This is a genomic window from Streptomyces sp. RLA012 (genome assembly GCF_056270325.1).
Map to the genome: position 1 here is coordinate 10,022,791 of NZ_JBWDPA010000002.1, position 26,277 is coordinate 10,049,067.

Sequence of the window (26,277 nt, forward strand, 5' to 3'; positions counted from 1 at the left end):
AAAACCCCTGGTTGGTCCACGGTGGCATGGCAGCGAGCCTGGACCGTGCGACCGACTGCGTGGTCGGCCGCGAGCGGGAGTTGGACCAGGTCCACGGCTGTCTGACGGATCCCGGTGGGCCGCGCCTGTTGCTCGTCCGGGGTGAACGCGGAGCCGGGCGCACCGCGTTCGTGCACACGGTCACCGAACGGCTGCGCGCGGAAGGGACGGCCGTACTCGCGGTGGGCTGCGTTCCGGGCGACGGCGCACGGCCGCTGCTGCTGGCACTGCGGCTGATCATGGCGCTGGAGGAGCACCGGTCCGCCGCGGCACCCCAACGGTCGGCGAAGCCGGCCGCGGAGGCGCTGCGCGCGGCCGAGCAGCGCGACGGGACGGCGATGGCCGGACTGCTGCGCGCCGCTCTGGTGCAGCCCGCGCAGGTGGTCGTGGTGATGGACGACATCCAGCATGCAGACGCCTCCTCGCTGGCCGTGCTCCGCGGGATCGACCTCGCTCGGCTGACGCCCGGTGTCCGGCTGATGGCCTCGGCGGTGGGGCGCGGCGGGCGGAACGCGAGTGGAACGAGCGGAGGCACCTCCCGTGCCCGGAGGGCCGCGGAAGAGGGCCAGGTCACGGGGGAGAGCCGGACGCCACGGTTCCACGGCGCCGACGGAACCGTGGAGCAGCTGGCGGGCCTTGAGGGGGCCCGTACGATCGTGCTGTCCTGCTTCGGGCCGGACGAGACCACCGCCGTGGTGGCACGGCGGCTGCGGGCGACACCCGACACCGGCCTGGCCCGGCGCGTGTGGGAGCTCACGCGCGGGGTTCCCGGGGCGGTCGACGCCCTGCTCACCGGGTGGACGCGGCAGGGCGCGATCAGAGTGGCCGACGGCCACGCCTTTGTCGGCGCAACGACGGCGACGCCGGTGCTGCCGGACAGCGACCGGTTCATGACGGCGCTGGACGCGCTGAGCGAGCCGTGTCGCGCGGTGGCCGGAGCGCTGAGCATCCTGTGGCCGCTCGGCCGACGGGCCGTCGAGCTGATCGCGGCGTCGACCGGACTGTCCGCCGACGCTGTCGCCGACGGCATCCGCCACCTGATCGACGTGGAGATCGTGGAGGCCGGAGATCCCGGAGATCCCGGAGATCCCGGAGATCCCGGAGATCCCGGAGATCCCGGGGAGACCGGGGAGACCGGGGAGACCGGGGAGACCGGGGAGACCGGGGAGACCGGGGAGACCGGGGAGACCGGAGAGACCGGAGAGACCGGAGAGGTCGGAGAAGCCGGCGAAATCGTCGAGGACCTGCCCGGGTCCGACGGTTCCGCGGTACGCGGCTGGGTGTGGCGCGTTCCGCTGACGGCACATGGTGTCCGGGAGCGGCTGGGACCGCTCGAACGCAGCCGGCTGTCCGCCACCGCGGTGGAGGCGCTGTGGGCGGAAAAGGACGCGGCGGGCACCACGTCCGTGCGAAGACCACCGGTGGCGTCCATGCTCAACGAGGCGGATGCGGCGGCCTACCTGGCGGACCGGATCGCGGAAGCCGGGGCCCTGGTCGACCGCGAGCGCGCGGTCACCGAGTTGACGGCCGCCGCGCAAAGGCTGCGTCCCGACTCCGAGGGCAGGGGAGTGCTCCGTTGGTGCCGGGCGGCAGGCCACCTCGTCGAGCGGCCCGTCGACCGTGTCCCCGCCCTGCAGCGGTACGCCCAGGCCGCGTACAACGCGGGGGACTACCTGGCCGCGCGGACCATCGCCGAGTCGATTCTGCGCAACCTGGCGGACGTCCTCAGCCCGCTGGTGCTGCAGGACAACGCCAACCTCTTCGCGGCGGCGACGGCCAACGACGCGGACTGGCGGGCGCTGTCCCGGCTCACCACGGCACAGTGGTGGGAGGAACTGCGGCTGCCCGCCCTGGTCACCGTGACCGGCCGGGCACTGGCGCTGTGCCTGATGGAAAGATGGCACGAAGCGGTGGACCTGCTGTCACGGTCGGAACCGGTATGGACCACCGATGTCCACGCCCGTGCGAAGCCCGACTACTTCCGTGCCGTGGCGGAACTGGCGCTGGGCCGACCGGAGCGGTTCCGACGCGCACTGGCCTTTCCGGAGGCGTCGTACCTCGGTGTCGACCACGTGTACGCGTTGGCCACCACCATGTTCGACGAGCTGCTCAGCGGCTGGGACCTGCACGCGGCGGAAACCCTGCTGGCCGCACGGGGCTTGACACCCGACATGCTGGCCCCGCGCAGCCTGTTCCTCTGGCGCCACCTCCAGGGCCGGTGGGACGAGGCACTGGAGCCGGCCCGCTGGATGCTGGCGAACAACCAGATCGATACGCCCGCGTCGGACAGCTATCCGATTCCCGCGCGGACCGCGGGCATTCTCCTCGCCCGCGGCCGCCTCACGAGCGCCCGCCGCCTCATCGACAGCGTGCGCGTCCGGGGCGAGGGCCCGCTGGAGTACTCACTGGACGCCGGCGAAGCAGAGGTGCTCCGGACCCTCGGCGATTGGACCGGTGCCGAGAAGACGCTGCGGCGCGGCCTGGACGCGGCGGAGGCCCATGGACAGGTCGCCGGCATCGACGAACTGTGGGCCTCCCTGGCCGAGGTGCACGCGGAGGCGGGACGTACCGGTGAGGCCGTGACCTGCCTGGAACGTCTGGAGCGGATCTCCGACCGGACGGGCGGCGGAAGGACCCGGCTGAGGTTTCTGCTCGCGTCGGCCCGGGTCCTGCGGCAGGACACTCCCGGCACCGCCCGGCAGAACCTGCGGGAAGCGGTGGACCTGGCACGTTCGCGCAGCCAGCCGTTCGAGACGGCGCTGACTCTCGTCGCGGCCGCCGACGCGGGCGCGGGCCCGCCCGCGCTGCTGCACGAGGCGTACGAACTGTTCGGGGAGATGGGCGCCGCACTCCCGCGCTTCCACACCAGGGCCGCCATGCGCGAGGCCGGGATCACCGTTCCCGGACGCAAGCAGGCCACCACCGAGAACGAGCAGTTGCTCGCGACCCTGATCGTCGAAGGGCTGACCAACCGCCAGATCGCCACGGTGCTGCGGCTCAGCGAGGACGCGGTCGCCAACCGCCTGTCCCGGCTGTTCGCCCGCACCGGGCTGCGGTCCCGCACCGAGGTGGTCACGGCCGTACTCACCGGCTCCCGCGTCCGCTGGCCCGCGTCGGAGACGTAGGCGCCTCGGCGAAGGGACGGCCCCCTCCGGTCGCTCGCCCGACGCCGGTCCTGGCACACGAACAGGCCGAAGCCAAATGCGTGGCCCGGACGGGACGCAGTACAGTGACCGTCGGGCGCGCGGGGCGCCTCCGGGTCCGCGGGAAGGGCAGAGCCCACCTGGCTTGTACGAGCATGTCAGCTCGGCCTACCGTCCTTCGGCCGGTTCGGCGGACCACCGGTTCACCGAAGGAGGCCTCGTGCCGACCTCAGCCCAGATCGTGCCCCTGCCCGAGCGTGCCAGTCTGGAACAGCTCAAGAAGCGGGCGAAGGACTTGCAGCGGGCCGTGCGGTCCGAGTCGCCCACCGCCCTGGCACTCGTCGCACGACACGCGCCTGAAAGCCGGGCCCGGTCGGCCGGTTTCACCCTCGACACCGCTCAGTCGGTCATCGCTCGCCTTCATGGATTCCCGAGCTGGCCGCGCCTGCGCCAGTATCTCGCCGCGCATCCCGGGGACCCCGGTGACCAGCCACGCACGGGCACTCGGAGGGTGGAGGACTTCTACCGCCTCCGTACCGGGTGGGCCTCCGCGGCGGACGTGCGTCGCTGCGCCGCGGCCGCGACGCGTGCGCACCCCGATCCGGCCGACTGGGAGCCGCTGTTCACGGCGCGGCACGACGGAGTCGGAGTCGTCGCGTTCGGCTCGCCGGCCGGGGTGGTGTTCGCCGAGCTCACCCCGACGAGGCTCACGTTGTCCCCGCCCGTCGTCGCCGCGTCAGCCGGCGAGGGGGTGTCGGTGACGTTCCACACCGGATTCGGCACCATCGCGGGTGTTGCCGCGCCCGAGATCACCAGCCTGGCCGTGGAACGGCCCGCGGACCGGCGCCCGCTCGGATGGACGCTGGTCGTCGACGGCGTGTTCGTGGCGCCCCACGCGTTCCTCGTCGACTCCACAGGCCTCGTTCTGCGGACCAACGGCAGTCCGAAGGGCCGGATCGTGCCCGTGACGGCACTGCCACCGCGTGCCACCGCCGTCGTGGACCGACCCGCGCCGATCGTGGAAGTCCCCGCTCCCGCCACCGGGCTGATCGCGGTCCTCGCGGCGGCGGACACCCCGCCGATCGTCGATCCGGACCAGTGGCGGCCCGGTGTCCACGCGGACCTCGCACCGCACGAACGGGTACGGCTCGCCCGCTACGGCAAGCTGCTCGTGTGGCACATCACCGGTGACCGGCCGAGTGCCGAGGATCCGTTCGTGTTCGACTTCGCTCCTCAACAGGGCCCGGTTCGGGACTTCGCCGTGGTCGGCAGGAGCGTCGCGGCCACACGGATGTACTACGACTTCGCGGACGGGGGCAGCGGCAGCGTCGCCGTTGTGGGCTTGGTGGACGACGCGCACGTCACCTCGGTGGTCCTGCGCCGCGAGGGCAGGCCCGACCTGGCGGCGCGCATCGCCGGAGGGACGTTCCTCATCGCCGGGCCCGACCTCACCGACCTGCCCGAGCGCGGCCCCGCCGCGGCCGTCCTGGTGGCCAGGGATCAGGACGGGAACGTGTGCGAAGAGCTTCCCTACCGGGAGTAGGACTCGACCGGGTGGGGTGGTACGTGCCGTGCTAAAGTTGGTGTAGTTGCAGTTGTGGTTCCCGCACAATCAAAGTGCCTTTGACGGTTCCATTCCGTCAGGCGCTTTTGTATTTCCGGTGCTTTCCGGACGGGGTTCATTACGGTGACGCGGGTGTTCACGTGGTGTGGGCGCCTGATTACTGCCCCGAAGGAGACTGACATGGCTACTGGCACCGTCAAGTGGTTCAACGCGGAAAAGGGCTTCGGCTTCATCGAGCAGGACGGCGGCGGTCCGGACGTCTTCGCCCACTACTCGAACATCGCCGGCCAGGGCTTCCGTGAGCTCCAGGAAGGCCAGAAGGTGAACTTCGACGTCACGCAGGGCCAGAAGGGCCCGCAGGCGGAGAACATCACTCCTGCCTGATGCCGAGCGCGTGAGGCGGCTGGGACCCCATCTCGCGATGGGGTCCCAGCTTATTGCTTTTTGTGGGGTTTGCACGACGCGCGGCGCCATTATTCGCGGCGCTGATGTGGCCGGATTCATTTGGCCTAAATTCGGCTCGTTCTTGCAATTCATTCGGCTTACGCCTGCCGGGAATTCCTCGATACGTGCCATATCGAGGAAGGTTCTCCATGAACCGTTCGGCTCGCACGAGCAATCGTTTTTCCAAGGCCGGTAAGGACGGCTTCGCCGGATCCGACGCCGGCGCCCGCTTCCGCCCGCAGGGCGGCCAGGGGAGCTCCGCCACCCGTTCGGGCGGCAACGGGCGCCGTCCCTCCGCACCGCAGGGGGAGTTCGCGCTGCCGGTGACCATCACCCCCGCCCTCCCCGCGGCTGCGACCTTCGCCGACCTGGACATCCCCGTCGAGCTGCTGGAGATGCTCACCAGCCTCGGCGTGAAGGAGCCGTTCCCGATCCAGGCCGCCACGCTGCCGAACTCCCTCGCGGGACGGGACGTCCTGGGCCGCGGGCGCACCGGATCGGGCAAGACGCTCGCTTTCGGCCTCGCGCTCCTCGTGCGCACGGCCGGACAGCGGGCCGAGGCCAAGAAGCCGCTGGCCCTGATCCTCGTTCCCACCCGCGAGTTGGCCCAGCAGGTCACCGACGCGCTCACCCCGTACGCCCGGTTGCTGAAGCTGCGGCTGGCCACCGTGGTCGGTGGCATGTCGATCGGCAGGCAGGCCGGCGCGCTGCGCACCGGGGCCGAGGTCGTCGTCGCGACGCCGGGCCGGCTCATGGATCTCATCGAGCGCAAGGACTGCCGCCTCGACCGGGTGAACATCACTGTCCTGGACGAGGCCGACCAGATGGCCGACATGGGCTTCATGCCCCAGGTCACCGAACTGCTCGACCAGGTACGCCCGGACGGCCAGCGCCTGCTGTTCTCGGCGACGCTGGACCGCAACATCGACCTCCTGGTCCGTCGCTATCTCCACGACCCGGTGGTCCACTCGGTCGATCCCTCGGCGGGCGCGGTGACCACGATGGAGCATCACGTACTGCAGGTGCACGGCGCCGACAAGTACGCCACCGCCACCGAGATCGCCGCCCGCGACGGGCGCGTGCTCATGTTCCTGGACACCAAGCACGCCGTCGACCAGTTCACCAAGCACCTGTTGAGCAGCGGTGTGCGGGCCGCCGCGCTGCACGGCGGTAAGTCGCAGCCGCAGCGCACCCGCACCCTGGCGCAGTTCAAGTCCGGCCACGCCACGGTGCTGGTGGCCACCAACGTCGCGGCCCGCGGCATCCATGTCGACGACCTCGACCTCGTCGTCAACGTCGACCCGCCCAGCGACCACAAGGACTACCTGCACCGCGGCGGCCGTACCGCCCGCGCCGGGGAGTCCGGCCGTGTCGTCACACTGGTCCTGCCCAACCAGCGCCGTGACATGGCGCGCCTCATGTCCGATGCCGGCATCCGGCCGCAGGTCACCCAGGTCCGCTCCGGTGAGGCCCAGTTGAGCCGCATCACCGGTGCCCAGGCCCCCTCCGGTGTGCCCATCGCCGGCAGCGGGCCGACGGCCACGGAGCGCCCCAAGCGCGGTGGCGCTCCCTTCCGTGGCCTGGGCACCCGGCCGGGCCGGCCCACCCGCGCCGGTGGCGAGTCCCGCCGGTCCGCCGAGGCCCGCCAGACGGCCGAGGCCCGCAAGGCCGCTCGGGTGCGTCGCGGCGCCTAGCCCGGATGGACACCTGTGACCCCCACGGACCGCTGGACCGAGATCGAGGCGGTACGGGGGAGTGAACGCCTGATCGGTGAGGCCAAGGGGCGAACCAGCGAGAAGGGCGTCGCCGCCGACATCGCGTACGGGCAACTCCTGCGCCGGATGACGAGCGACTCCCCGCAGACCCGGTACGCGCTGGTCGTACCGTCCTCGACGGTCAAGGCCGCCGAGCGCGTCCCGGCTCGGGTACGGCGGCTGCTGCGGATCGATCTGTACGAGGTGACGGACGACGACCAGGTACGTCGGCTGCCGTCCTGGTCGGTGTCGTTTCGCACTTGTTCGCACTTGTTGGTCCTCCGGCATCGCGGCGCGGCGCTCTCAGTTCCGTACGACCTGCTTCGCGATCAGATCCTGAGCGCAGGCGACGACGGTTTCGATGCCGGGGCGGGCCTCCCAGCCGAGGAGCCGCCCGGCCTTGGCGGAGGAGTGCAGATGCCGGTGCCCGAGCACCGGGCGCACGGCCCGCAGCCCGGGGTCGAAGCGAGCGGCGATCTTCACGGCGATGTCCGGCAGACGGCGTGTGGGCGTCTTGCGGGCGGCATCGCCCAGCCCGGCACGCAGCGCCTGCGCGATCTCCGACATCCACAGGAAGTCACCGGCGGCGATGATCCGTTCTCCGGCGGCGGCGGGAGACTCCATGGCCCGGATGTGGGCGTCGGCGAGGTCGCGTACGTCGACGACCTCAAGGCCGATGCGGGGCGTGCCGGGGACCTTGCCCTCCAGCATGCGTTTGATGATCTGGACGCTGCCGAGGTTGTCGGTCCACAGGAGGGGGCCGAAGACCGCGCCGGGCAGAATCGTCGTCAGGGTGGTGCGCCCCTCCTGCCGGCTCATGAAGTCCCAGGCGGCCCGCTCGGCGACCACCTTCGAGGTGCGGTACGCGGTCATGGACGGGTCGTCGGGGTCGCTCCAGACGCTCTCGTCCGTCGTACCGTCCGGGCCCGACATCAGCGGGGTCGCCGCCGCGCAGGCGGAGGTCATGACGATGCGCCGGACGCCGGCCCGTGTGGCCGCGGCAAGGACGCGCAGGGCGCCGTCACGAGCCGGTGCCAGCAGGGCGTCCTTGTCGCGGGGCGAGTCGGTGCCGAGGGGTGAGGCGATGTGCAGGATGTGGTCGCAGCCGGCGACCGCCTCGGCCCAGCCCTCGTCCGCGGTGAGGTCGGCGGTGACCACGGACAGGCGGTCACCGGGATCGGTCACGGCGCCGACGGCCGCCCGTAGCGCCTGCTCCTTCGAGCGGTCGCGCAGGGTGGTGCGTACGGAGTAGCCGCGTTCCAGCAGTTGGACGACGCACCACCCGGCAACGTAACCGCGTCCACCGGTGACCAGGACTGTCTGACTCATGCGGGTCGGCTCCTTTCCGGCTCGGCCGAGTTCACGCCGCGGGGGCGAAGCCGGGGAGCCGGGCCTTGATGCGTTCGAGTTCGGCGTCGTCGGAGACGGCCTGCAAGGTGTTGCTTGCGCCGACGAGGGGTGCGGCGACGGCCGGTTGGTGGCGCGGCTGAACGGAGCCGAGTGAAGCTGAACGAATGGCTGCGATCCGTCGAACTTGATGCGGTGCGCCACTGCTCCTAGACTGGATGTAGTAGCGGAGAGTTCTCCGCATGCTGTCGGGACCGTATCGGAGAACTCTCCGCTCGGCAAGTGGCCCGTACTGTGCCTCGGGGAGGAACTGTGGTCGAACGTCGCCAGGCGCCCCAGCGTGCTGACGCGCTCAAGAACCGGGAGCACCTTCTGCGGGTGGCCCACGACGCCTTCGCCGAGGACGGCGCGACCTCGCTCAACGAGATCGCGAAACGCGCGGGGGTGGGACCCGGCACGCTGTATCGGCACTTCCCGACCCGGGAGGCGCTGATCCTGGCGGTCTACCAGCACGACGTCGAGGGCCTCGTCGGGGAAGTGGAACGGGTGCTGGCCGAGAACGCCCCGCTGGACGCGTTCCGGATCTGGTTCGAGAAGCTGGCCGCGTATGTGCGGCTCAAGCACGGCCTCGGGGAGGCCCTGCACACGGCTGCCGCGCAGAAGGTCATCAACGACACCTATGCGCCCGTCACGTCCGCCGTGGCAAAGCTCCTGGAGGCCTGCGAGCGGGACGGCAGCGTGCGACCCGGCCTCGACCCCGCCGACGTGCTCCTTCTCATGGGCTTCCTGTGGCGGGTCGGCCCCGGCGAGGAGGGCCTCGCCCAGGCGCGACGCATCATGGAACTCGCCATCGACGGTTTTCGTCCGGGCCCCTGATCGCCGCCCGGCAGCGGCCGACCGCTCGGCGCCGGCCCCTGACGGTCTTCGGCACGGTGCCCGGAGCGAGCCGGGAGCGGGCCGTCGGGGTGAGCGCCGGGCATGTGGGCCGCGAGGGCAAGTCTTCGCAGCGTCAAGAGGCCGCGAGGGCAAGGGATTTCACGATGCGTCGGGACGCCCGTCTCCCTCCCCCGAGGTGTGCCGAACGACCGGCTCGGTTCGGGCGGGACGGGGATGGTCTACCTGGCCCGTTCGGTGTCCGGACGACGCGTGGCCGTGAAGCTGGTGCACGCGCAGCCGGCCGAGGACGACGAGTTCCGGCTGCGGTTCCGGCAGGAGATCGCGGCGGTGCGAAGGGTGAGCGGAGCGTTCACGGCGGCGGTGGTGGACGCGGGCCCGGAGGCGGAGCGTCCGTGGATGGCGACGTTGTATGTGCCGGGGCCGACGCGCAGTCCCCGCAGGGCACGTTGTGGCGCTTCGGTCCGACGGACGGCGCCGCGCGCAAGGTGGGCGCCGTCCCGTACTACGCGCACCCGGTCGGCGTCGACGGGGACGAACTGGTGCTGCTGGAGTATCCGGTGGACGCCGTGGGGGAGCCGGGCGCGTACGCCTCCGTGCTGAGTGTGAACACCGCGACCGGCAAGAGCCGCCGCGTGGCACTGCCGAAGCAGGGCCGTGTCACACAGGCCGACGACGCGGTGCGGCTGATCGGCGGAACCCTCTACTCGGTACGAGCGGACGGCCTGGTCACCGCGGTGTCGAGGCGCACCGGGACGGTGCGGTGGAGTCATGACACGGGAGTGGAGCACCTGTCCGCGCCGGTGTTCTCGGACACGTACCGCGCGCTCTACTTCGTCAGTGCGTACGGGCGGTTGCCGGCGCTCGGCAGCACCGCCGGGCACGAGATGTGCGCTCACCGGGGGGCCGGCGTTCTCCGTCAGCCCCTTGGAACCGGACGGGGCGGTCCGCGATTGAGCGTGCGGACGTGAGTTCGTCGGGGCGCCTCGGGTCGGCGCGGGTCGGCTCATCGAGACCTGCGGCGGCGCGGAGACCCATGGCGGCACTCTGTGGTCGTCCCGGCGCAACCCACGCGACGGGGGACTCCTCATGCGTCGGGCGCATAGTGCTTGGGGTCGCCGCGGTGTTCGACCGGAGGCAGGTTCCGCCGAGGTGTCTCCACCGGTGGTACGGACAGCCCGCGGGCGCGTTGCCAGGCGGCCCGGGCGCGCGGGTGGTAGCGCCGCTCGAACGGCACCAGCCGCCAGCCGAGTGCGACCGTACGTCCCAGCAGCCACAGCGCGAGCGCGCTGCGTCGCGACCAGCGGTAGCCCAGCCTGGCCCGTATCACCGGCGGGTACATCCCGACGGTGAGCCAGATGAAGGGCCGTGTGATCGGGAGGCGGATCACCCGCCACACGGTGTCCGGCAGCCATGGCAGGGCGGGCGGCTTGCCTATGTGCCGGAGGTCCAGCACGGCGCGCGTCGCCCAGTTGTCCTCCAGCACCTCGGCGCACATCCGGTCGAAGTACGCACGGAAGCCGGGTCAGTCGGGCGGGGCCGGGCGGTCGCTCACCCCGTACAGCCGGTACCACTGCAGGCTCTCGGCATAGAGCTGCTCCTCCTGATCCTCCGTCAGCGGGCGGCCGAAGTGCCGGCAGACCAGCACCGGAACCACGACGAAGGTCGCGTGGGCCCAGAAGAAGGTGTCCGGGTCGAGCGCGTGGTACGGGCGGCCGTGGCGGTCGGTGCCCTTGATGCCGAGGTGGTGGTCGCGCACCGCGCGGGCGGTGCGGGCCGCGTGCGGGCCGTCGTACACCACTCCGGCGATCGGGTAGAGCGAGCGGAACAGCCGTTCCCAGCGCTCGTCGAAGAACCGCGAGTGCTCCTCCACCCCGGCGCCGAGGCCGGGATGCATGTTCTGCATCGACCCGGCCCACAGGCCCACCAATATGCCCCGCCAGTCGCTGAAGTACCGCCAGGCCAGCGACGACGGGCCGAGCGGTTCGGGCTCCGGCCGCTCGTCGCGCGGCGTCACGGGCACGGTCCACTGCTTCGCGTGGCCGCCGTCGGTAATATCTTCACCTTCACTTGGGCCCTCACCTTTTGTCTTGTGCAAACATCGAAATCATCGAAATCTAGGGGAACTGACGGTGCGTCGTGGGTACAAATGGGTCGACCGTGAGCTGGCCCGGATGGACCCGGAGACCGAGTGGGAGAGAATGATCTCTCTCTATGTCGGCCATCGGGTCCCGGAATTCGCCCTGGCGATGATGATCTATCCGGGCACCATGCACATGATGCAACCGGGCATCGGGTCCGCCACGCTGGACCACACGGGAAAGCTGGAGACGAGACCGCACCGGCGGTTCCAGGACGGCAACGACTTCCTGCTGGCCTGGATGGTGGACGGCCTGTCCAGCGAGGTGGGCCGCAAAGCCGTCGAGCGACTGAACCCGGATCCACCGGCTTGATGCCTGTGGATAGTTTCTCCGGAAACGAAGAAGTGCCTTGTGACCTGCGATGATGGGGTTTCTCTAGGACCACATCAGGCACGATCGGCAAGGCACTTCCGAGATGCAATCCTCCCATGCCGCGGCGGCGGTCTCTTCCACGTTCGATGATCCGAACCTGGTCGCGTACGGCGGGCTGGAGCCGGTGGTGCGGCTGGCCGAGCGGTGCGGTCTGCCGGCGTTGGCCGGGGAGCACATCAGGCTGCCGGTCTCGAAGGACGGCACCGGCGCCTTCCCCGCCGCGAAGCTGATGTCGCTGGTGGGCGGCATGGCCGCGGGCGCCGACAGCATCGAGGACATGGACCGGCTGCGGCATGGCGCGATGGGCCGCCTGTTCTCCGGGGTGCGGGCCCCGTCCACGCTGGGGTCGTTCCTGCGCTCCTTCACGCACGGGCATGTGAAGCAACTGCATGCCGTGGCCCGCCGGTTCCTGCCCGAACTGGCCCGTCACACCCCGTTGCTGACCGGCGCGGACCAGGTCGCCTACGTGGACATCGACGACACCATCCGCCGCACCTACGGCTACGCCAAACAGGGTGCAGGCTACGGATACAGCAAGGTCAAGGGCCTGAACGCGTTGCTCGGCATCGTCTCCACACCCCTGTCCGCCCCCGTGATCGCCGCCACCAGGCTGCGTAAAGGGCCCTCGAACTCAGCGCGCGGGGCGGCAGCGTTCGTGGCCGAGACCATCCGCACCGCCCGTGCCTGCGGCGCGAGCGGCCTGCTGGTACTGCGGGCGGACTCCGCGTTCTACGGCGCCGACGTCATCAACGCCTGCCGCGCTCTGGGTGCCCGCTTCTCCGTCACCGTGCGGATGAACGCCTCCGTCAAGGCCGCCATCGCCCACATCGACGAGACCGCCTGGACGCCGATCAAGTACCCCAAGGCTGTCTGGGACGAGGAGGGCCAGTGCTGGATCTCCGACGCAGAGATAGCCGAGGTCCCCTACACCGCGTTCACTTCCAAGCCGAAGAAGCAGCAGGTCACCGCCCGTCTGATCGTGCGCCGCGTCAAGCGCCTGAACCCTGACGCCGTCCCCGTCGGGCAGGGCACCCTGTTCAACACCTGGCGCTACCACGCCGCGTTCACCGACTCCCCGCTCGCCTTGAGGGATGCCGAGCGTGATCACCGTCGGCACGCTGTCGTCGAGCAGGTGATCGCCGATGTCAAGAACAGCGCCTTCGCCCACGCGCCGTCCGGGCATTTCCAGGCCAATGCCGCGTGGCTCGCCCTGGCGGCCCTGGCACACAATCTGACCCGCGCCGCCGGCGCCCTGGCCGGAACATTCCATGCCAGGGCGACCACCGCCACCATCCGTGACCACCTGATCAACGTGCCCGCCCGTCTGGCCCGGTCCGCCCGCCGCCTCACCCTGCACCTGCCCGAACGCTGGCCCTGGGGCGAGGACTTCGCCCAGCTGTTCAGCACGGTGCATGCACCACCCGTCCTCTGACTCCCTGACCGACCTGCCCGAAAGGGCCCGAGACCTGTGGAAAAAGTGGAAGAGCTGGGTAGACCAGCGGCCACCCCATGCCCGAATCCGCAACTCAGCCCCGACACGGCCTGCGCGACCCCGAAACGATCAACCGGGAATCAAGCCGGTGGATCCGGGCTGAACCGCATCCATATGTCCGTCGCCAGAAGAACCCCGCACTTACCCGGCAATTTCGACGACGTCGACGACTTCGTCTACCCGCTGGTCCTGCTGGCCACGTTCGCCCACCGTCTTCAGACCTCACTGGGCCTGCCCGGAACGACCGAGCACATGAAGACCGCCTGGCACCGCTGGGCGCAGGCCGTCTTCCGTCTTCTGGAACGCGAATCCGGCTCCCTGGCCGGAGAGTGCTTTCCCGAGGACTGGGACGCGATGACGGAGTTCGCCCGGAAATTCGACGCCCGGCCCTACGAGCCGACCGAGTCCGGCCACCGCGTCGCGACCGCGATGATGGACTTCTTCGCCGAGCGATGGTTCCCCACTCCCCTTCAGGCCTTCGGCCGTGATCTGACCCGCTACCTCGCCGGAGAGCGGGTCTGCCGACTGCACCGGATCGGCTGGATCGGCCCCCGCCGCGAGCGCGTCGTCCGCCTCTTCCTCAAAGCCGTGTTCCGTGCCCAGCGCATACTGCCCGACACCCGTACGCCGTTGACCGAGCGCCTCCGACGAACCCGGCTCACCCGTGCGCAGCTCAAGGAGCTGGAGCCCTACCGGGCCCCGGTCCGCGGGGCGGGGCCGAACCCCTGAAGCGGTCTGGCCCCGCCCGTCGTTGTCGAGTGCGGGGCTGCCGGGGGCGGGCTGTCGATGTCAGCGGTTCCGCGCGTCGAGGGCCTCGATCCAGTCGCGGATGGCTCGGGCCGACGTCGGGGCGTCTTCTTCGAGCAGGGTGAGATGGCTGCCGGGGACGTCCGCCGTGTCGTGGGCGTGCGGCCAGGACGACCGCCACCGCTGCGGCATGTTCGGCAGTGGCTCGGTGGCGCGCACCAACAGCGTGGGGACATGCGGTGGTTCCGGTTGCCAGCCGCGGAACATCCGGGTGTACGCGCCCAGCGACAGCAGCGTCAGGTCGTCCACCGCGGTGTCGAACCGCTCGCCGAGGGCCAGCGGGATCATTGCCGGAAGGGCCAGCAGCCATGGTTCGGCCTCCCGGTCCGGGGTGATGTGGTACGAGTCCACCAGCACGAGTCCGGCCGGGGGAGTGCCGTCGGCGGCCAGGAGGGAGGCGACCGCTTGGGCGGCGGAACCGCCCATGGAGTAGCCCACGACGACATAGGGCCGGTCGCCGACGTGGTCTCGTACGGTCGTGGCATGCAGTTCGGCCAGCGTCCGCAGGTCCCGTGCCACGGCGTCGCCTTGGTCGACGCCGGGGTGGCGCAGCTCGAGGACGTCCTGCTCGCCGTCGAACCAGGAGGCGAGCCCCGCGTACCAGGGCCGCCCGAGGTTGCCGGCGAAACCGGGAACGCAGACGAGCGCCGGACCGCCCGCACCCGAGGCCAGCCGCAGCGGCGCTACCGTGTGCCGGGCGCTGTCCTCGTGGCCGAAGGCGGGCGCGGCGACGGACGCGGCCACCAGCAAGTGCATCGCCGAGACGACGTCGCCCGTGGCGCAGATCCCCCGGTAGAGGGCAGGCAGCGTTCGGCCGGTTCCGCGGCCGCGCCCACTGGAGGGGGACGCCCCGGGAGCGGTGGCGGGCGAGGGAGCCGGCGCAACGGCCGCCGGTGACGTGGGATCAGCGATCCGCGGTGAACGGGTCGGGGCGGGCCGCGCGACCGCACGATGCCGCTCGCCCTCGTCCGGCGCGGCAGCGGCCTCGCCGGGCAGCAGGTCGCTCAGCCCGGCATGCACGTGATCCGCGAGGCGCTCCGCGTTCGGGCAGTCGTACGCGACGCTCGCCGCCAGCGGTATCCCCGTCAGGTGGCTCAGCCGGTTGCGCAGCAGCACGCTCATCAGCGAGTCCAGGCCCAGTTCCGGGAAGTCCCGGTCGACGGCGTCGACTTGGGTGTGCCCGAGCACCGCGGCGACCTCGGCGCGGATCAGCCGTACCAGGGCGGGCACCCGCTCGGGCGGCGGCAGTGCCGCGAGCCGTTCCCGCCAGGCCCCGGCGGCGCCGTCCGGTTCCTCGCCCCGGGCAGCGGCTCCGGGCGGGGCCGTCGGCCGGGTAGGGCGCAGCAGCCCGCGCAACGGCGGGGGGACGGGTGCCCCGGCGGGCAGGGCCCCGGGCGAGCGGTCCAGTGGCAGCGGTGCCAGGACCGGCTCGTCGCTGCCCAGAGCGGCGTCGAACAGGGCCAGTCCCCGCTCCGGAGAGACCGCGCGCAGCGCGCCGCCGTGGACCCGGCCGGTGCGTGCCGCCATCCCGGCGTCGTCGGCCCACGGCCCCCAGACCAGGGACAGCGCGGGCAGGCCGAGTGCGGCGCGATGGCGGGCGAGGGCGTCCAGGAAGGAGTTCGCCGCCGCGTAGTTGGCCTGCCCGGGGTTGCCCAGCAGTCCGGCGGCGGAGGAGAACAGCACGAAGTGCGAGAGCGGCAGATCCCTCGTCAGCTCGTGCAGATGCCAGGCCGCGTCGGCCTTCGGCCGCAGGACGGCCGTCAGCCGCTCCGCCGTCATCGTCTCCAGCACGCCGTCGTCCAGTACCCCGGCCGCGTGCACCACGGCGCTGAGATCGGGCCCGAACTCCTTCAGGACGGCGGCCAGTCGGTCCCGGTCGGCGGTGTCGCAGGCCACCAGGTCCACCTGCGCCCCCGCTCGCTCCAGCTCGGCCCGCAGCTCCCGCGCTCCCGGTGCCCGCCCGCCGCGCCGGCCGACGAGCACCAGACGCCGGATCCCGTGCCGGTCGACCAGATGCCGGGCCAGCAGCGCGCCCAGGGAACCGGTACCGCCGGTGATCAGGACGGAGCCCCGGCCGAGGGAGCCGTCGGTCGTCGACCTGGGAGTGGGCACCAGCCGGGGGACCGCCGGCCGGCCTTCGTGGATGGCCAGTTGGGGCTCACCGGTGGCGAGGGCGGCGGGCAGCAGCCGTAGCGACTCGGGCCGGCCGTCCACGTCCACGAGCGTGAGCCGTCCGGGGTACTCGGCCTGCGCGGCCCGCAACAGCCCCCAGACCGTCGCGGCGGGCAGGTCCGGCGCCACGTCGGTGGCACCGCGGGTGACCACGACCAGCCGTCCGGAACCGGCGAGCCGCGTCCGCAGCAGATCCAGGGCCCGTACGGTCAACGCGTGGGCCGCGGCGACCGGGTCGTCGCCCTCGGTGGACGGAGCGGCCAGGGACACCATGACCACCTCCGGCGTGTCCCCCGACCGGAACGCGGAGACCACCTCCGGCGCGTCGGCGGGCCGCAGGGCCGCAGTCAGGTGCAGGTCGTCGGGATCCGCCACCGCCACGGCGGGGCCTTCGGCGGCGGCGGCCGGAACGGCGGTCCAGCGCAGCCGGTACAGGTCTCCGGCAGGGGCGACCCCCGCATCCGGGGCCGGACGCGTGGTCAGCGAGTCCAGCCGGGCCACGGGCACACCCGCGGGGGTGGCGAGGTCGAGGGCCACGGAGTCAGGGCCGATCGTCCTGATGCGGACGCGCAGTGCCGTGGCCCCGGCGGTGTACAGCGTCATGCCCCGCCACGCGAACGGGAGCCGGGCCGGGCCGACGGACGGTTCGGCGAGCAGCCCCGCGTGCAGGGCGGCGTCGAGCAGCGCCGGGTGGAGGGTGTGGCGCCCGGCGTCCGCGACCGGCAGGGGGCCGACCTCGGCGAACAGGTCCTCGCCCCGCCGCCACAGGGCCGTCACGCCCCGGAACGCCGGTCCGTAGCCGTGACCGGCGGCGGCCAGTCGCTCGTAGGCATCGGTGAGGTCCACGGGGGTCGCGTCCGGCGGCGGCCACGCCGTGAACGGGGTCGTACGGTCCCCGACACGCGGGTCGGCCGGAGCGGCCGGGCCGAGCCGCCCGGTCGCGTGGTGGGTCCAGGCGCCGAGCGCGCCGGACTCCTCCGGCCGGGAGTACACGTCCGCGGTGCGGCGCCCGGTGTCGTCCGGCTCACCCAGCACCACCTGGACCTGGATCCGCTCCTCGTCGGTGGCGGGCAGGAGCAGCGGCGACAGCAGGGCGAGATCCTCCAGCACGGCGAGCGAGCACATGTCGCCCGCGTGCAGCACCAGGTCGGCGAACGCGGCGCCGGGCACCAGCACGTGTCCGCCCACGACATGGTCGCGCAGCCACGGCTGAGCCGCGCCGGACAGCACGCCTCCGCACAGCACGCGCTCCGTACCCGGCACGGTGAGCGTCTGCGTCACCAGCGGATGGCCGGAAGCGGCCCCGGTCCCGGCACCGGCCCCTGCCTCGGCGGTGGTGCCGGGCAGCCAGTAGCGCTGCCGCTGGAAGGGATAGGTCGGCAGGTCCACGTGCCGGGCACCGCTGTCCGCGTACACCCGGCGCCAGTCCACCGGCACGCCGTGGACATGGAGTCGGCCGAGCGCTTCGAGCAGTGTCCGCGGCTCGGGCTCGGCGGCTCCCCGCCGGGCGACCGCCGTGAACAGCGGTTGCTCGCCGCCGGTCCCGGCCAGAGCCGCCACGGCCTGGGCCGTGAGCTGCGCGTCCGGACCGATCTCGGTGAACGCCGTCACCCGCTCCTCGTGCGCCAGCCGATGCACGACGTCCCCGAACCGCACGGTCTCACGGGCGTGCCGTACCCAGTACGCGGCCGACCGCAGCTCGTCCCCCGTGGCCGGGCGTCCGGTCAGGCCCGACACCACGGGAACGCGCGGCACCTCGTACGTCAACCCGTCCGCGACGCGGCCGAATTCGGCGAGCATCGGCTCCATCAGCGGGGAGTGGAAGGCGTGGCTGACCCGCAGCCGTACGGTACGGCGTCCCCGTACGGCGAATCGCTCCGCGAGCGCGAGGACGGGGCCCTCCGCCCCGGAGACGACGACCGCCCGCGGGCCGTTCACGGCCGCGATCGAGATCCCGTCGGTCAGCGGCCCGCCGGTCGGCACTCCGTCGGGCGGCGTGACCTCGGCCAGCTCGCGCGTCACCTCCGCCTCGGTGGCGTCCAGCGCCACCATGGCACCGCCCTCCGGCAGCTCCCGCATCAACCGCCCCCGGGCCGCGACCAGTTCGACGGCGTCCTGTTCGGACAGGATGCCCGCGGCATGGGCCGCCGCCAGCTCGCCGACGGAGTGCCCGGCCAGGAAGTCCGGCCGCACACCCCAGGACTCCAGCAGCCGGAAGGCCGACACCTCGAAGACGAACAGGGCCGCCTGGGCGAAGTCCGTACGGTTCAGCAGCGCGCCCGCGCCGGAGCCTTCGCCGGAACTTTCCTCGGCGCCGCGCAGCACCGAGCGCAACGGACGCTCCAAGTACGCGTCGAAACGCTCGCACAAGGCGTCGAAGGTGGCCGCGAAGACCGGGAAGGCTTCGCACAACTCCAGCCCCATGCCGGGTCGTTGGGCACCCTGACCGGTGAACAGCAGGGCCTGCCGGGCGGAGGACCGCGCCGTAGGTGAGTGCTGCGCCGCGGTGGGCACGGACGCCGCCAGGGTGTCCAGGGCGCTCAGCGTCGCCGCCCGGTCGTGGGCGGCGACCGCGGCCCGGTGGGGGAGCGCGGCCCGGCCGGTGGCATGGGTGAACGCCACGTCCAGCAGGTCGAGTTCGGGCCGCGCACGCACCACGGCCGCGGTCCGTGCGGCCTGGGCCCGCAGGGCGGCCGGGCTCGCGCCGGAGAGCAGCAGCGGGGGTGCCGCCGCGTGACGACGGGAGGCGGACGGTTCGACGACCGTGCTCGTCTCCGCCGCCACCTCCGGGCCCGCTTCCTCAAGGATCACGTGCGCGTTGGTGCCGCCGATCCCGAACGCCGACACGGCCGCCCGCCGTGGACGCCCGGCCACGGGCCGCCACTCCTCCTCCTGGGACAGCAGCCGCACGGCGCCCGACGACCAGTCCACCCGGGGCGACGGCTCGTCGGAGTGCAGGGTGCGCGGAAGTCGCTCGTGCCGCATGGCCAGTACGGCCTTGATGACGCCGCCGACCCCGGCCGCGGCCTGGGTGTGCCCGAGGTTGGACTTCAACGAGCCCAGCCGCAGCGGGCGTCCGTCCGGCCGGCCCTGCCCGTACGTGGCCAGCAGTGCCTGGGCCTCGATCGGGTCGCCGAGCGCGGTTCCCGTGCCGTGCGCCTCCACCACGTCGACATCGGCCGGTGCCAGCCCCGCGTCGGCGAGCGCCGAGCGGATCACCCGCTGCTGGGCCGGTCCGTTGGGCGCGGTCAGCCCGTTGGACGCGCCGTCGGAGTTGACGGCCGAACCGCGCAGCACGGCCAGCACCGGATGCCCGTGGCGCCGCGCGTCGGAGAGCCGCTCCAGCAGGACCAGGCCGACGCCCTCGCCCCAGGCGGTGCCGTCGGCCGCCGCGGAGAAGGGTTTGCACCGGCCGTCCGGAGCCAGCCCGCGCAGCCTGCTGAACGCGACGAACGGGGCGAGTGATGCCATGACGGTCACCCCGCCGGCGACGGCCAGCGAGCACTCGCCGTCGCGCAGGGACCGTGCGGCCGTGTGCATGGCCACCAGCGAGGACGAACACGCGGTGTCCACCGTCACGGCCGGCCCGCGCAGGCCCAGGGTGTAGGCGATCCGGCCGGAGGCCACGCTGCCCGCCGAACCGAGGGCGAGATGGGCCTCCAGCTCGTGCCCGGCGCCGTGCATCAGACGGCCCGCGTAGTCGGCGTGCATCACACCGACGAAGACACCGGTGTCGCTGCCGCGCAGTCCCGACGCGTCGAGGCCCGCCCGCTCCAGCAGCTCCCAGCCGGTCTCCAGCAGCAGCCGCTGCTGGGGATCGGTGGCCAGCGCCTCACGGGGCGACATACCGAAGAAGGCCGCGTCGAAGTCGGCCGCCCGGTGCAGGAAGCCGCCCCTGCGGGTGACGACGGTGCCCAGCCGGTCGGGGTCGGGGTCGTACAGCCCGGCCGTGTCCCAGCCACGGTCGACGGGGAAGTCCGAGGTCGCGTCGGTGCCGTCCGCGAGGAGTCGCCACAAGTCCTCCGGGGACTCCACGCCGCCCGGGTAGCGGCAGGCCATGGCCACGACGGCGATCGGCTCCCCGGGCTCCGTACGCGGCCCGCCGCCGCCCCCGGACGTCACCGGGAGCGCGGCTCCGGGCTCGGATCGGCTGTCGCCGTGCAGCGCCTCGCGCACCAGCGCCGCCACGGCCGCGGGTGTGGGGTGGTCGAACATCAGCGTCGCGGGCAGGTCGAGACCGGTGGCCGCGCCCACCCGGTCACGGAGCAGCACCGCGCCGAGCGAGGTGAGCCCGTGCGCGGTGAAGGGCAGGTCGGGGTCGAGCGTGTGCGCGGGGACCCCGGTCGTCCGCGCGGTCTCTTCCAGCACCAGGTCCAGTACGGCGTCGGTCACCTTCGCGAGCCTCTCGCGCAGTGCGGCCGAGGCGGCCCTCCGTTCCGTGGCGAGCCGCTCCACCAGCTGCTCGGCGAGCGCCCTGCGGACGATCTTGCCGGACGGGGTACGGGGGACGGACGTGGTCGCGTAGATCTCGTCCGGCACCTTGAACCCGGACAGCCGCTCGCGGCAGTCGGCGAGCGCCCGTGCCGTGTCGACCCCGTCGGGTCCCGGGACGACGAAGGCGACCGGCACCTCGCCCAGCACGTCGTGCGGCCGGCCGACGACGGCGGCGTCGGAGATGTCGGGACGGGCGAGCAGCACCTGCTCCACCTCGGTCGGGTTGATGTTCTCCCCGCCCCGGATGATCAGTTCCTTGACCCGGCCGCTCACGTGGAGACGGCCGTCCGCCGCGCGCCGACCGAGGTCCCCGGTGCGGTACCAGCCGTCGGTGAACGCCGCCGCGGTCGCCTCCGGACGGCGGTGATAGCCGGTCATCAGGCCGGGGCCGCGCACCCAGATCTCTCCCTCGTCCCCGTCGGCGAGCTCGTCCCCGGTGGACGGATCGGCCACGCGCACCGAGAGTCCCGGCAGCGGAAGGCCGCTGGAGAGGTTGTCGCGTGGTCCGTCGAGCCGGTTGACCGCGATCTTTCCGCAGGTCTCCGTGGAGCCGTAGCCGTCGAGCAGGGGAGCGGCCAGCACCCGGCCGACCTCCGCCCGCAGTTCGGGAGGACAGGGCGCGCCCCCGCTGACGCACACCCGCAGCGAAGCGGGAGCGGGGCCGGCCGGTTCCCGGGTCTCCCGCAGCGAGTCCAGCAGGAGACGGTAGGTGGCGGGCACGCCGGCCAGGACGGTGAACGGTTCGGCGGAGAGTGCCTGAGCGAGGTTCGCGCCCGGGGCGAGGAGGCGCGCGCTCGCACCGACCGAGACCACTCCCAGCAGGCACAGCGAGTGGGCGTAGCAGTGGAACATCGGCAGCGGCCACAACAGCCGGTCCGGCTCCGACAGCCCGAACGCCGGTACGTAGGCCGCCGCGACCGACCACAGGGCCGAACGCTGGGTGGAGACCACGCCCTTGCTCTCCCCGGTCGTGCCCGAGGTGTAGAGGATCCAGGCCGGATCGTCGAGACCCAGGTCGTCCCGGGGCGGTACCCCCGGCTCCGTTCCGGCCAGGTCCTCGAAGGCGAGCGCGTCGGCCGGGGCGTGGACGAGCGCGTCGGCCCGCGGGCCGTCCGGCTCGGCGGCGACCACCACCACCCGTAACCCGGGCCGCCCGGCCTCAGGTCGGCAGGCCCGGGACACCCGCTGCACCAGCGGCTCCTCGGTGATCACCAGGACCGCGCCGCTGTCGTCGAGGAAGTACGCCAACTCCTCCTCCGACGCGCCGGGGTTCAGCAGCACGCCGATCGCCCCGGCGCGCAGCACGCCGAGACAGCTCTCCACCACTTCCACCCGGTTGCCCAGATGGATCGCGACCCGGTCCCCGTGGCGAACCCCGAGCCGTGCCAGGTGCCCCGCCAGCCGGCCGGTACGCTCCTCCAACTCCCCGTAGGTGACCGCCCGACCGCCGTCCAGATAGGCGGTCTTGCCGCCCAGCCGAGCCGAGTGCTCCCTCAAGGTCTCGGGCAGCGCACGCACCAACTCGCCCTGGAATCCGGCCATTCCCCACCCCTTCGACCGCTGACGTCGACGGCAAACATACGTCAGGCAAATGCCTGTCCAACGGCACCGTGAGTGCCGGTGTCGCCGGGGCGGCACCGGCCGGTTCGGCCGCCCTGGTCGCTGCGGTATGATGATCTCAAGCGTTCTGCCGGAACTCTCGGCGGTACGACTGGCGTTGGTCGTCCAAGGAAAGACGCCCCGCTTCCTGCGGGGAGATGCAGGTGCAAGGCCTGCCCGGCGCTCCACACAGCCCCGTCTCCGGTGTTCCGGGGACGGGGCTCGCTTGTTGTGTCCGGCGGTGCGCCGGCATCCGGACGTCTCAGTCGACGGCGGTTTCCTCCCGGCCGCGCTCGCCTTCCTCTCGGCTGCGCTCGTTGGCGCGGTCGACCTCGGCCATGTGTTCCTCGGCCCATGCGCGGACCATGGCCAGCGGTCCTTCCAGTGACAGGCCGAGCGGGGTGAGCCGGTAGTACACGCGCGGCGGCACCGACGGCTCCACCCGGCGGCTGACCAGGCCGTCACGGGTCATCCCCTGCAGGGTGACCGACAGCATCTTCTGCGAGACCCCGGCCATCCTGCGCTGCAGTTCCGCGAAGCGCACCTCCTCCGGGGCCGCCTCCGCCAGCACCTTCACGGCCATCGACATCCACTTCGTACCGATCCGGTCGAGCAGACGGCGGGTCGGGCACTGCGGATCGAAGAGATCTCCGCGCTCCCCCTGGGGGGACCGCCGTGGTGACGAGGTCACCTGAAGCTCACCACCTGTCGCGGAAGTGCGGTCTTGGCACCCCCACCGTAGTTACCTACCGTTCTGTTGTCACCATTGGTAACCACATCCCCGTCTCCCTGCCTCCCTGGAGATCTCCGTGCCCGTCGCACCGCACCGCACACACGGCCGTCACCGGTCCGGCGTCGAACTCCGGCGGGTCACGGCGGGCGGCGTCGAACTCAATGTGGCCCTGGCCGGCGAGGGCCCGGCCGTCCTGCTGCTGCACGGCTTCCCGCACACCTGGCAGGTGTGGACCCACGTCCTGGACGGGCTCGCCGGGCGACACCGAGTGATCGCACCGGACCTGCGAGGCTGCGGCGCGAGCGAGCGGACGGCGGGTGGCTACGACGCCGGCACGCTCGCGGCCGACGCCGAAGCCCTCCTCGACGCCCTCGGAGAGAGTTCCGCGGCCGTGATCGGCATCGACGCGGGCACCCCGCCGGCCTTCCTGCTCGCCCTGCGCCGTCCCGGCCTCGTCCGGCGACTCGTCGTCATGGAGTCACTGCTGGGCGGGCTGCCGGGCGCCGAGGAGTTCCTCGCCCATGGGGCACCGTGGTGGTTCGGCTTCCACGCGGAACCCGGCCTCGCGGAGTCCGTACTGACCGGGCACGAAGCCCAGTACATCGACTGGTTCCTCGACGCGGGGACCCTCGGGCAGGGCGTGGATCCCGCGGTCCGCGACGCCTTCGTCCACGCGTACACCGGCACCGAGGCCCTGCGCTGCGCCTTCTCGTACTACCGCGCACTGCCGTCGAGCGCCCGGCAGATCCAGGAAGCCGCCCGTACGGGCCGGCTGACCATGCCCACCATGGCCATCGGCGCCCACCCCGTGGGCAGGGCGCTCGAACGGCAACTACGGCCGGTGGCGGACCAGTTGGACGGACATGTCCTCGAAGACTGCGGTCACATCATCCCGCTGCACCGCCCCGACACACTGCTCGGCCTCCTGGAGCCGTTCCTCGCCCCGGCGAGTGCCGCGTCCGGATCCCGGCGGCAGTAGCAGCCTGGTACCGGCAGTCCCAGGAAGGCGGGGTCCCTGGCTGTTCGTGCCGTTCGGGCGGAGGGTGGTGGCATGACGACGACACTGATCACCGGAGCGAACAAGGGTCTCGGCTTCGAGACCGCCCGCCGCCTCATCGCCGCGGGCCACACCGTCTACGTCGGCAGCCGGGACGCCGAACGAGGACGCCGGGCCGCCGAACAACTGGGCGCGCGGGCCGTCCAGCTCGATGTCACCGACGACGCGTCGGTGCAGGCGGCCGCCAAGACCATCGAGGCTGACGGAGGGCTCGACGTACTGGTCAACAACGCGGGCATCGAGGCAAGGGGCGCCGGCAACACCGTGGTCGGCGCCGCGGACCTGACCGCCGACCTGATGCGGGAGACGTTCGAGACGAACGTCTTCGGCATGGTGCGTGTCACCCACGCCTTCCTTCCGCTGCTGCAGCGCTCGACCGCCCCGGTGGTGGTCAACCTCAGCAGCGGACTGGCCTCACTGGCAGGGGTCAGCGACGCGGGCACCCCGGCGTACGCCTACCCGGGCGTCGCCTACCCGGCGTCGAAGACCGCGGTCAACATGATCACCGTTCAGTACGCGAAGGCGCTCCCGAACATGCGGATCAACGCGGTGGAGCCGGGCTTCACCAGGACCGACCTGAACGGGAACACGGGCGTCCAGACCGTCGAGCAGGGCGCCGAGATCATCGTACGAATGGCGCAGGTCGGCCCCGACGGTCCCACCGGCGGCTACTTCGACGCCGAAGGCACCCTGCCCTGGTGACGTGCGAACCGGGCGTCGGCCGACCGGTCGGCGCCTATTCGGCCGCTGCGCGAGAGCCCGCGGCGAGAATTCCGTCGAGGAGGACGTCCAGGGCCCAGTCCGAGCGGGCCGGGCCGTCTCCGGACGTGAGCTGGTCGCCGTGCCGGGCGATGTGGGGGTAGCGGGCCGGGTCCGCAGAGGAGATCTTGGTGGCGAGGGCGGACATCTCCTCGGCCTCCCGCGTGGGGGATCGGGGGCCGCTGTGCTCGACGGCCACGGCGGTCGGGTGCAGCAGCAGGAGGTCCAGGCCCCAGGCGGCCGCGCGGCCCGAGACGCCGCCCTCGTCGAGGAGGGCGAGGATCGCTTCGGCCAGCGCCATGTAGTTCGGGCCGCTCGGGTGGGTGGAGAGCGCCATCCGGGCCATCTCCGGATGCTGGAACAGGACGTTCCGGTAGCCGGTCAGCAGGGTCTTCAGCCGGTCCCGCCAGCTCCCGGTCCCCGGACCGGGCACCGCGACCGGACCCAGCAGGGAGTCGAGGATCTGCGCGTGCAGGTCCTCGGCGTTGCGGACGTAGACGTAGAGCGACGCGGGCCCGGTGTCGAGGGCCGCGGCGATGCGACGCATCGTCACCTTGCCCAGGCCCTCGTCGCGAAGGATCGTCAGCGCGGCATCGATGATTCCCTGCCTGGTCAGGGCGGGTTTCGCCGGACGTTCCCGGCGGCTGATCGGGGCCGGTTTCTCTGATGTCATGATTCATAACGATAACGAACGTGTTCGTGCAATACAAGTTCGTGTCGCGGGTACGGCCCCGCTCCGGGCTCACATCACGCGCGGATCGTCACGGCGTCACGGCGTCACGGCGTCACGACGCCGCTCCGGAGACCGCGGAAGCCTCGGCGGGCTCGGCCGGCGCTCCCGCAAGAGGCCCGCCGCGGCGGCGGAGCGTCGGCGCGGAAGGCACGCGGCGAGGGCGAAGGCCAGGAGAGCCGCACCGGCGCCGATGGCCATGACCACCTTGAAGCCGTTCTCCGAAGGCAGCGCGGACGAGCCGAAGTCGGTGGTCATCTGCGCCAGGACGACGCCCGCGATCGCGCCGGCGAACGACGTACCGATGGACCGCATCAGGGTGTTGAGGCTGTTCGCGGCGGCCGTCTCGGACGTGGGCACGGCGCCCATGATGAGCGCGGGCATGGCGCCGTAGGCGAAGCCGACGCCACCGCCGATGACGCAGGAGACCGGGATGAGGTGCCAGACCTCGGACATCAGCAGGATGTTCAGCCCGTAGCCGCCGGCGACGATGACCGCACCCAGCATGAGGGTGATCTTCGGGCCCTTCGACTTGGTGATGGCGGCGGAGATCGGCGCCATGGCCATCAACTGCGTAACGGCGCGACGGGGGTCGAGGGGAGGGGTGGGTGGTGCGGCCGAACCGCGATTTTGCTTGACTTACGCAAGTATCTGTTACGGTGGTCGCCTGCCCACCGCGCCACCCGCAGCGGCAACCGTCCCGACGAGCGTGACCGAGAAGAGCGGCCGCCGTGCG

General features: G+C 72.2%; 15 protein-coding genes and 3 pseudogenes. 12 read left to right on the forward strand and 6 right to left on the reverse strand.

Annotated features, from left to right (window positions below):
- The first annotated feature begins 26 nt into the window (after window positions 1–26).
- The 4 genes from RV986_RS45610 (at window position 27) to RV986_RS45625 (ending at window position 6,884) form a co-directional block, all read left to right on the forward strand.
- Window positions 27–3,164, forward strand: a complete 3,138-nt coding sequence (locus tag RV986_RS45610; protein ID WP_475922973.1) for a helix-turn-helix transcriptional regulator — start codon at window positions 27–29, stop codon at window positions 3,162–3,164.
- A 238-nt stretch (window positions 3,165–3,402) separates the two neighbouring features.
- Window positions 3,403–4,725 carry a hypothetical protein gene (locus RV986_RS45615; RefSeq protein ID WP_475922974.1) on the forward strand — a complete coding sequence of 441 codons (1,323 nt, stop codon included), beginning with the start codon at window positions 3,403–3,405 and terminating at the stop codon, window positions 4,723–4,725.
- Between the two features lie 201 nt (window positions 4,726–4,926).
- Window positions 4,927–5,130, forward strand: coding sequence for a cold-shock protein (locus RV986_RS45620; RefSeq protein ID WP_475922975.1), 204 nt, complete (start codon window positions 4,927–4,929; stop codon window positions 5,128–5,130).
- Window positions 5,131–5,339: 209 nt separating this feature from the next.
- Window positions 5,340–6,884, forward strand: coding sequence for a DEAD/DEAH box helicase (locus tag RV986_RS45625; RefSeq protein WP_475922976.1), 1,545 nt, complete (start codon window positions 5,340–5,342; stop codon window positions 6,882–6,884).
- Window positions 6,885–7,247: 363 nt separating this feature from the next.
- Here RV986_RS45625 and RV986_RS45630 read toward each other — a convergent pair whose 3' ends face one another.
- Window positions 7,248–8,273, reverse strand: coding sequence for an NAD-dependent epimerase/dehydratase family protein (locus RV986_RS45630; RefSeq protein WP_475922977.1), 1,026 nt, complete (start codon window positions 8,271–8,273; stop codon window positions 7,248–7,250).
- 330 nt (window positions 8,274–8,603) lie between these two features.
- Here RV986_RS45630 and RV986_RS45635 point away from each other — a divergent pair, with 330 nt between their 5' ends.
- From RV986_RS45635 to RV986_RS45645, 3 genes and pseudogenes are all read left to right on the forward strand, one after another.
- Window positions 8,604–9,167: a TetR/AcrR family transcriptional regulator gene (locus tag RV986_RS45635; protein ID WP_475922978.1), complete on the forward strand. Its 564-nt coding sequence runs from the start codon at window positions 8,604–8,606 to the stop codon at window positions 9,165–9,167.
- A gap of 234 nt (window positions 9,168–9,401) precedes the next feature.
- Window positions 9,402–9,620: pseudogene (locus RV986_RS45640) on the forward strand (serine/threonine protein kinase); the annotation flags it as partial.
- On the forward strand, window positions 9,581–10,156 hold the full coding sequence (locus RV986_RS45645) for a hypothetical protein (protein ID WP_475924754.1): 576 nt from the start codon (window positions 9,581–9,583) through the stop codon (window positions 10,154–10,156). The pseudogene RV986_RS45640 and the gene RV986_RS45645, both read left to right, overlap by 40 nt.
- Before the next feature lie 116 nt (window positions 10,157–10,272).
- On the opposite strand, the pseudogene RV986_RS45650 reads toward RV986_RS45645, so the two are convergent.
- Window positions 10,273–11,208, reverse strand: a pseudogene (locus tag RV986_RS45650) (oxygenase MpaB family protein).
- Between the two features lie 109 nt (window positions 11,209–11,317).
- On the opposite strand from RV986_RS45650, the gene RV986_RS45655 reads away from it, so the two are divergent.
- From RV986_RS45655 to RV986_RS45665, 3 genes are all read left to right on the forward strand, one after another.
- Entirely contained in the window at window positions 11,318–11,638 is a 321-nt protein-coding gene (locus RV986_RS45655; protein WP_475922979.1) for a hypothetical protein, read from the forward strand.
- A 103-nt stretch (window positions 11,639–11,741) separates the two neighbouring features.
- Window positions 11,742–13,130 carry an IS1380 family transposase gene (locus RV986_RS45660; RefSeq protein ID WP_475916098.1) on the forward strand — a complete coding sequence of 463 codons (1,389 nt, stop codon included), beginning with the start codon at window positions 11,742–11,744 and terminating at the stop codon, window positions 13,128–13,130.
- A gap of 174 nt (window positions 13,131–13,304) precedes the next feature.
- Window positions 13,305–13,919, forward strand: coding sequence for a hypothetical protein (locus RV986_RS45665; RefSeq protein WP_475922980.1), 615 nt, complete (start codon window positions 13,305–13,307; stop codon window positions 13,917–13,919).
- Window positions 13,920–13,979: 60 nt separating this feature from the next.
- Here the strand turns inward: RV986_RS45665 and RV986_RS45670 are convergent, their stop codons facing one another.
- Window positions 13,980–22,205 carry an alpha/beta fold hydrolase gene (locus RV986_RS45670; RefSeq protein ID WP_475922981.1) on the reverse strand — a complete coding sequence of 2,742 codons (8,226 nt, stop codon included), beginning with the start codon at window positions 22,203–22,205 and terminating at the stop codon, window positions 13,980–13,982.
- Window positions 22,206–22,524: 319 nt separating this feature from the next.
- Window positions 22,525–22,953: a winged helix-turn-helix transcriptional regulator gene (locus RV986_RS45675; RefSeq protein ID WP_475922982.1), complete on the reverse strand. Its 429-nt coding sequence runs from the start codon at window positions 22,951–22,953 to the stop codon at window positions 22,525–22,527.
- A 112-nt stretch (window positions 22,954–23,065) separates the two neighbouring features.
- Here RV986_RS45675 and RV986_RS45680 point away from each other — a divergent pair, with 112 nt between their 5' ends.
- Entirely contained in the window at window positions 23,066–23,974 is a 909-nt protein-coding gene (locus RV986_RS45680; RefSeq protein ID WP_475924668.1) for an alpha/beta fold hydrolase, read from the forward strand.
- A 72-nt stretch (window positions 23,975–24,046) separates the two neighbouring features.
- The gene (locus tag RV986_RS45685; protein WP_475922983.1) at window positions 24,047–24,754 is read left to right on the forward strand and encodes an SDR family NAD(P)-dependent oxidoreductase; all 708 of its coding nucleotides are present in this window, start codon (window positions 24,047–24,049) and stop codon (window positions 24,752–24,754) included.
- 34 nt (window positions 24,755–24,788) lie between these two features.
- On the opposite strand, the gene RV986_RS45690 is transcribed toward RV986_RS45685, so the two are convergent.
- Together RV986_RS45690 and RV986_RS45695 are read right to left on the reverse strand one after the other, a co-directional pair.
- Window positions 24,789–25,484: a TetR/AcrR family transcriptional regulator gene (locus RV986_RS45690; RefSeq protein ID WP_475922984.1), complete on the reverse strand. Its 696-nt coding sequence runs from the start codon at window positions 25,482–25,484 to the stop codon at window positions 24,789–24,791.
- A 112-nt stretch (window positions 25,485–25,596) separates the two neighbouring features.
- Window positions 25,597–26,111: pseudogene (locus tag RV986_RS45695) on the reverse strand (MFS transporter); the annotation flags it as partial.
- Window positions 26,112–26,277 lie beyond the last annotated feature (166 nt).

Coding starts and splice junctions, on each gene's coding strand:
- RV986_RS45620 (WP_475922975.1), top strand. CDS start 4,927: ATGGCTACTGGCACCGTCAAGTGGTTCAACGCGGAAAAGGGCTTCGGC.
- RV986_RS45625 (WP_475922976.1), top strand. CDS start 5,340: ATGAACCGTTCGGCTCGCACGAGCAATCGTTTTTCCAAGGCCGGTAAG.
- RV986_RS45660 (WP_475916098.1), top strand. CDS start 11,742: ATGCAATCCTCCCATGCCGCGGCGGCGGTCTCTTCCACGTTCGATGAT.
- RV986_RS45670 (WP_475922981.1), bottom strand. CDS start 22,205: ATGGCCGGATTCCAGGGCGAGTTGGTGCGTGCGCTGCCCGAGACCTTG.
- RV986_RS45665 (WP_475922980.1), top strand. CDS start 13,305: ATGTCCGTCGCCAGAAGAACCCCGCACTTACCCGGCAATTTCGACGAC.
- RV986_RS45630 (WP_475922977.1), bottom strand. CDS start 8,273: ATGAGTCAGACAGTCCTGGTCACCGGTGGACGCGGTTACGTTGCCGGG.
- RV986_RS45690 (WP_475922984.1), bottom strand. CDS start 25,484: ATGACATCAGAGAAACCGGCCCCGATCAGCCGCCGGGAACGTCCGGCG.
- RV986_RS45685 (WP_475922983.1), top strand. CDS start 24,047: ATGACGACGACACTGATCACCGGAGCGAACAAGGGTCTCGGCTTCGAG.
- RV986_RS45610 (WP_475922973.1), top strand. CDS start 27: ATGGCAGCGAGCCTGGACCGTGCGACCGACTGCGTGGTCGGCCGCGAG.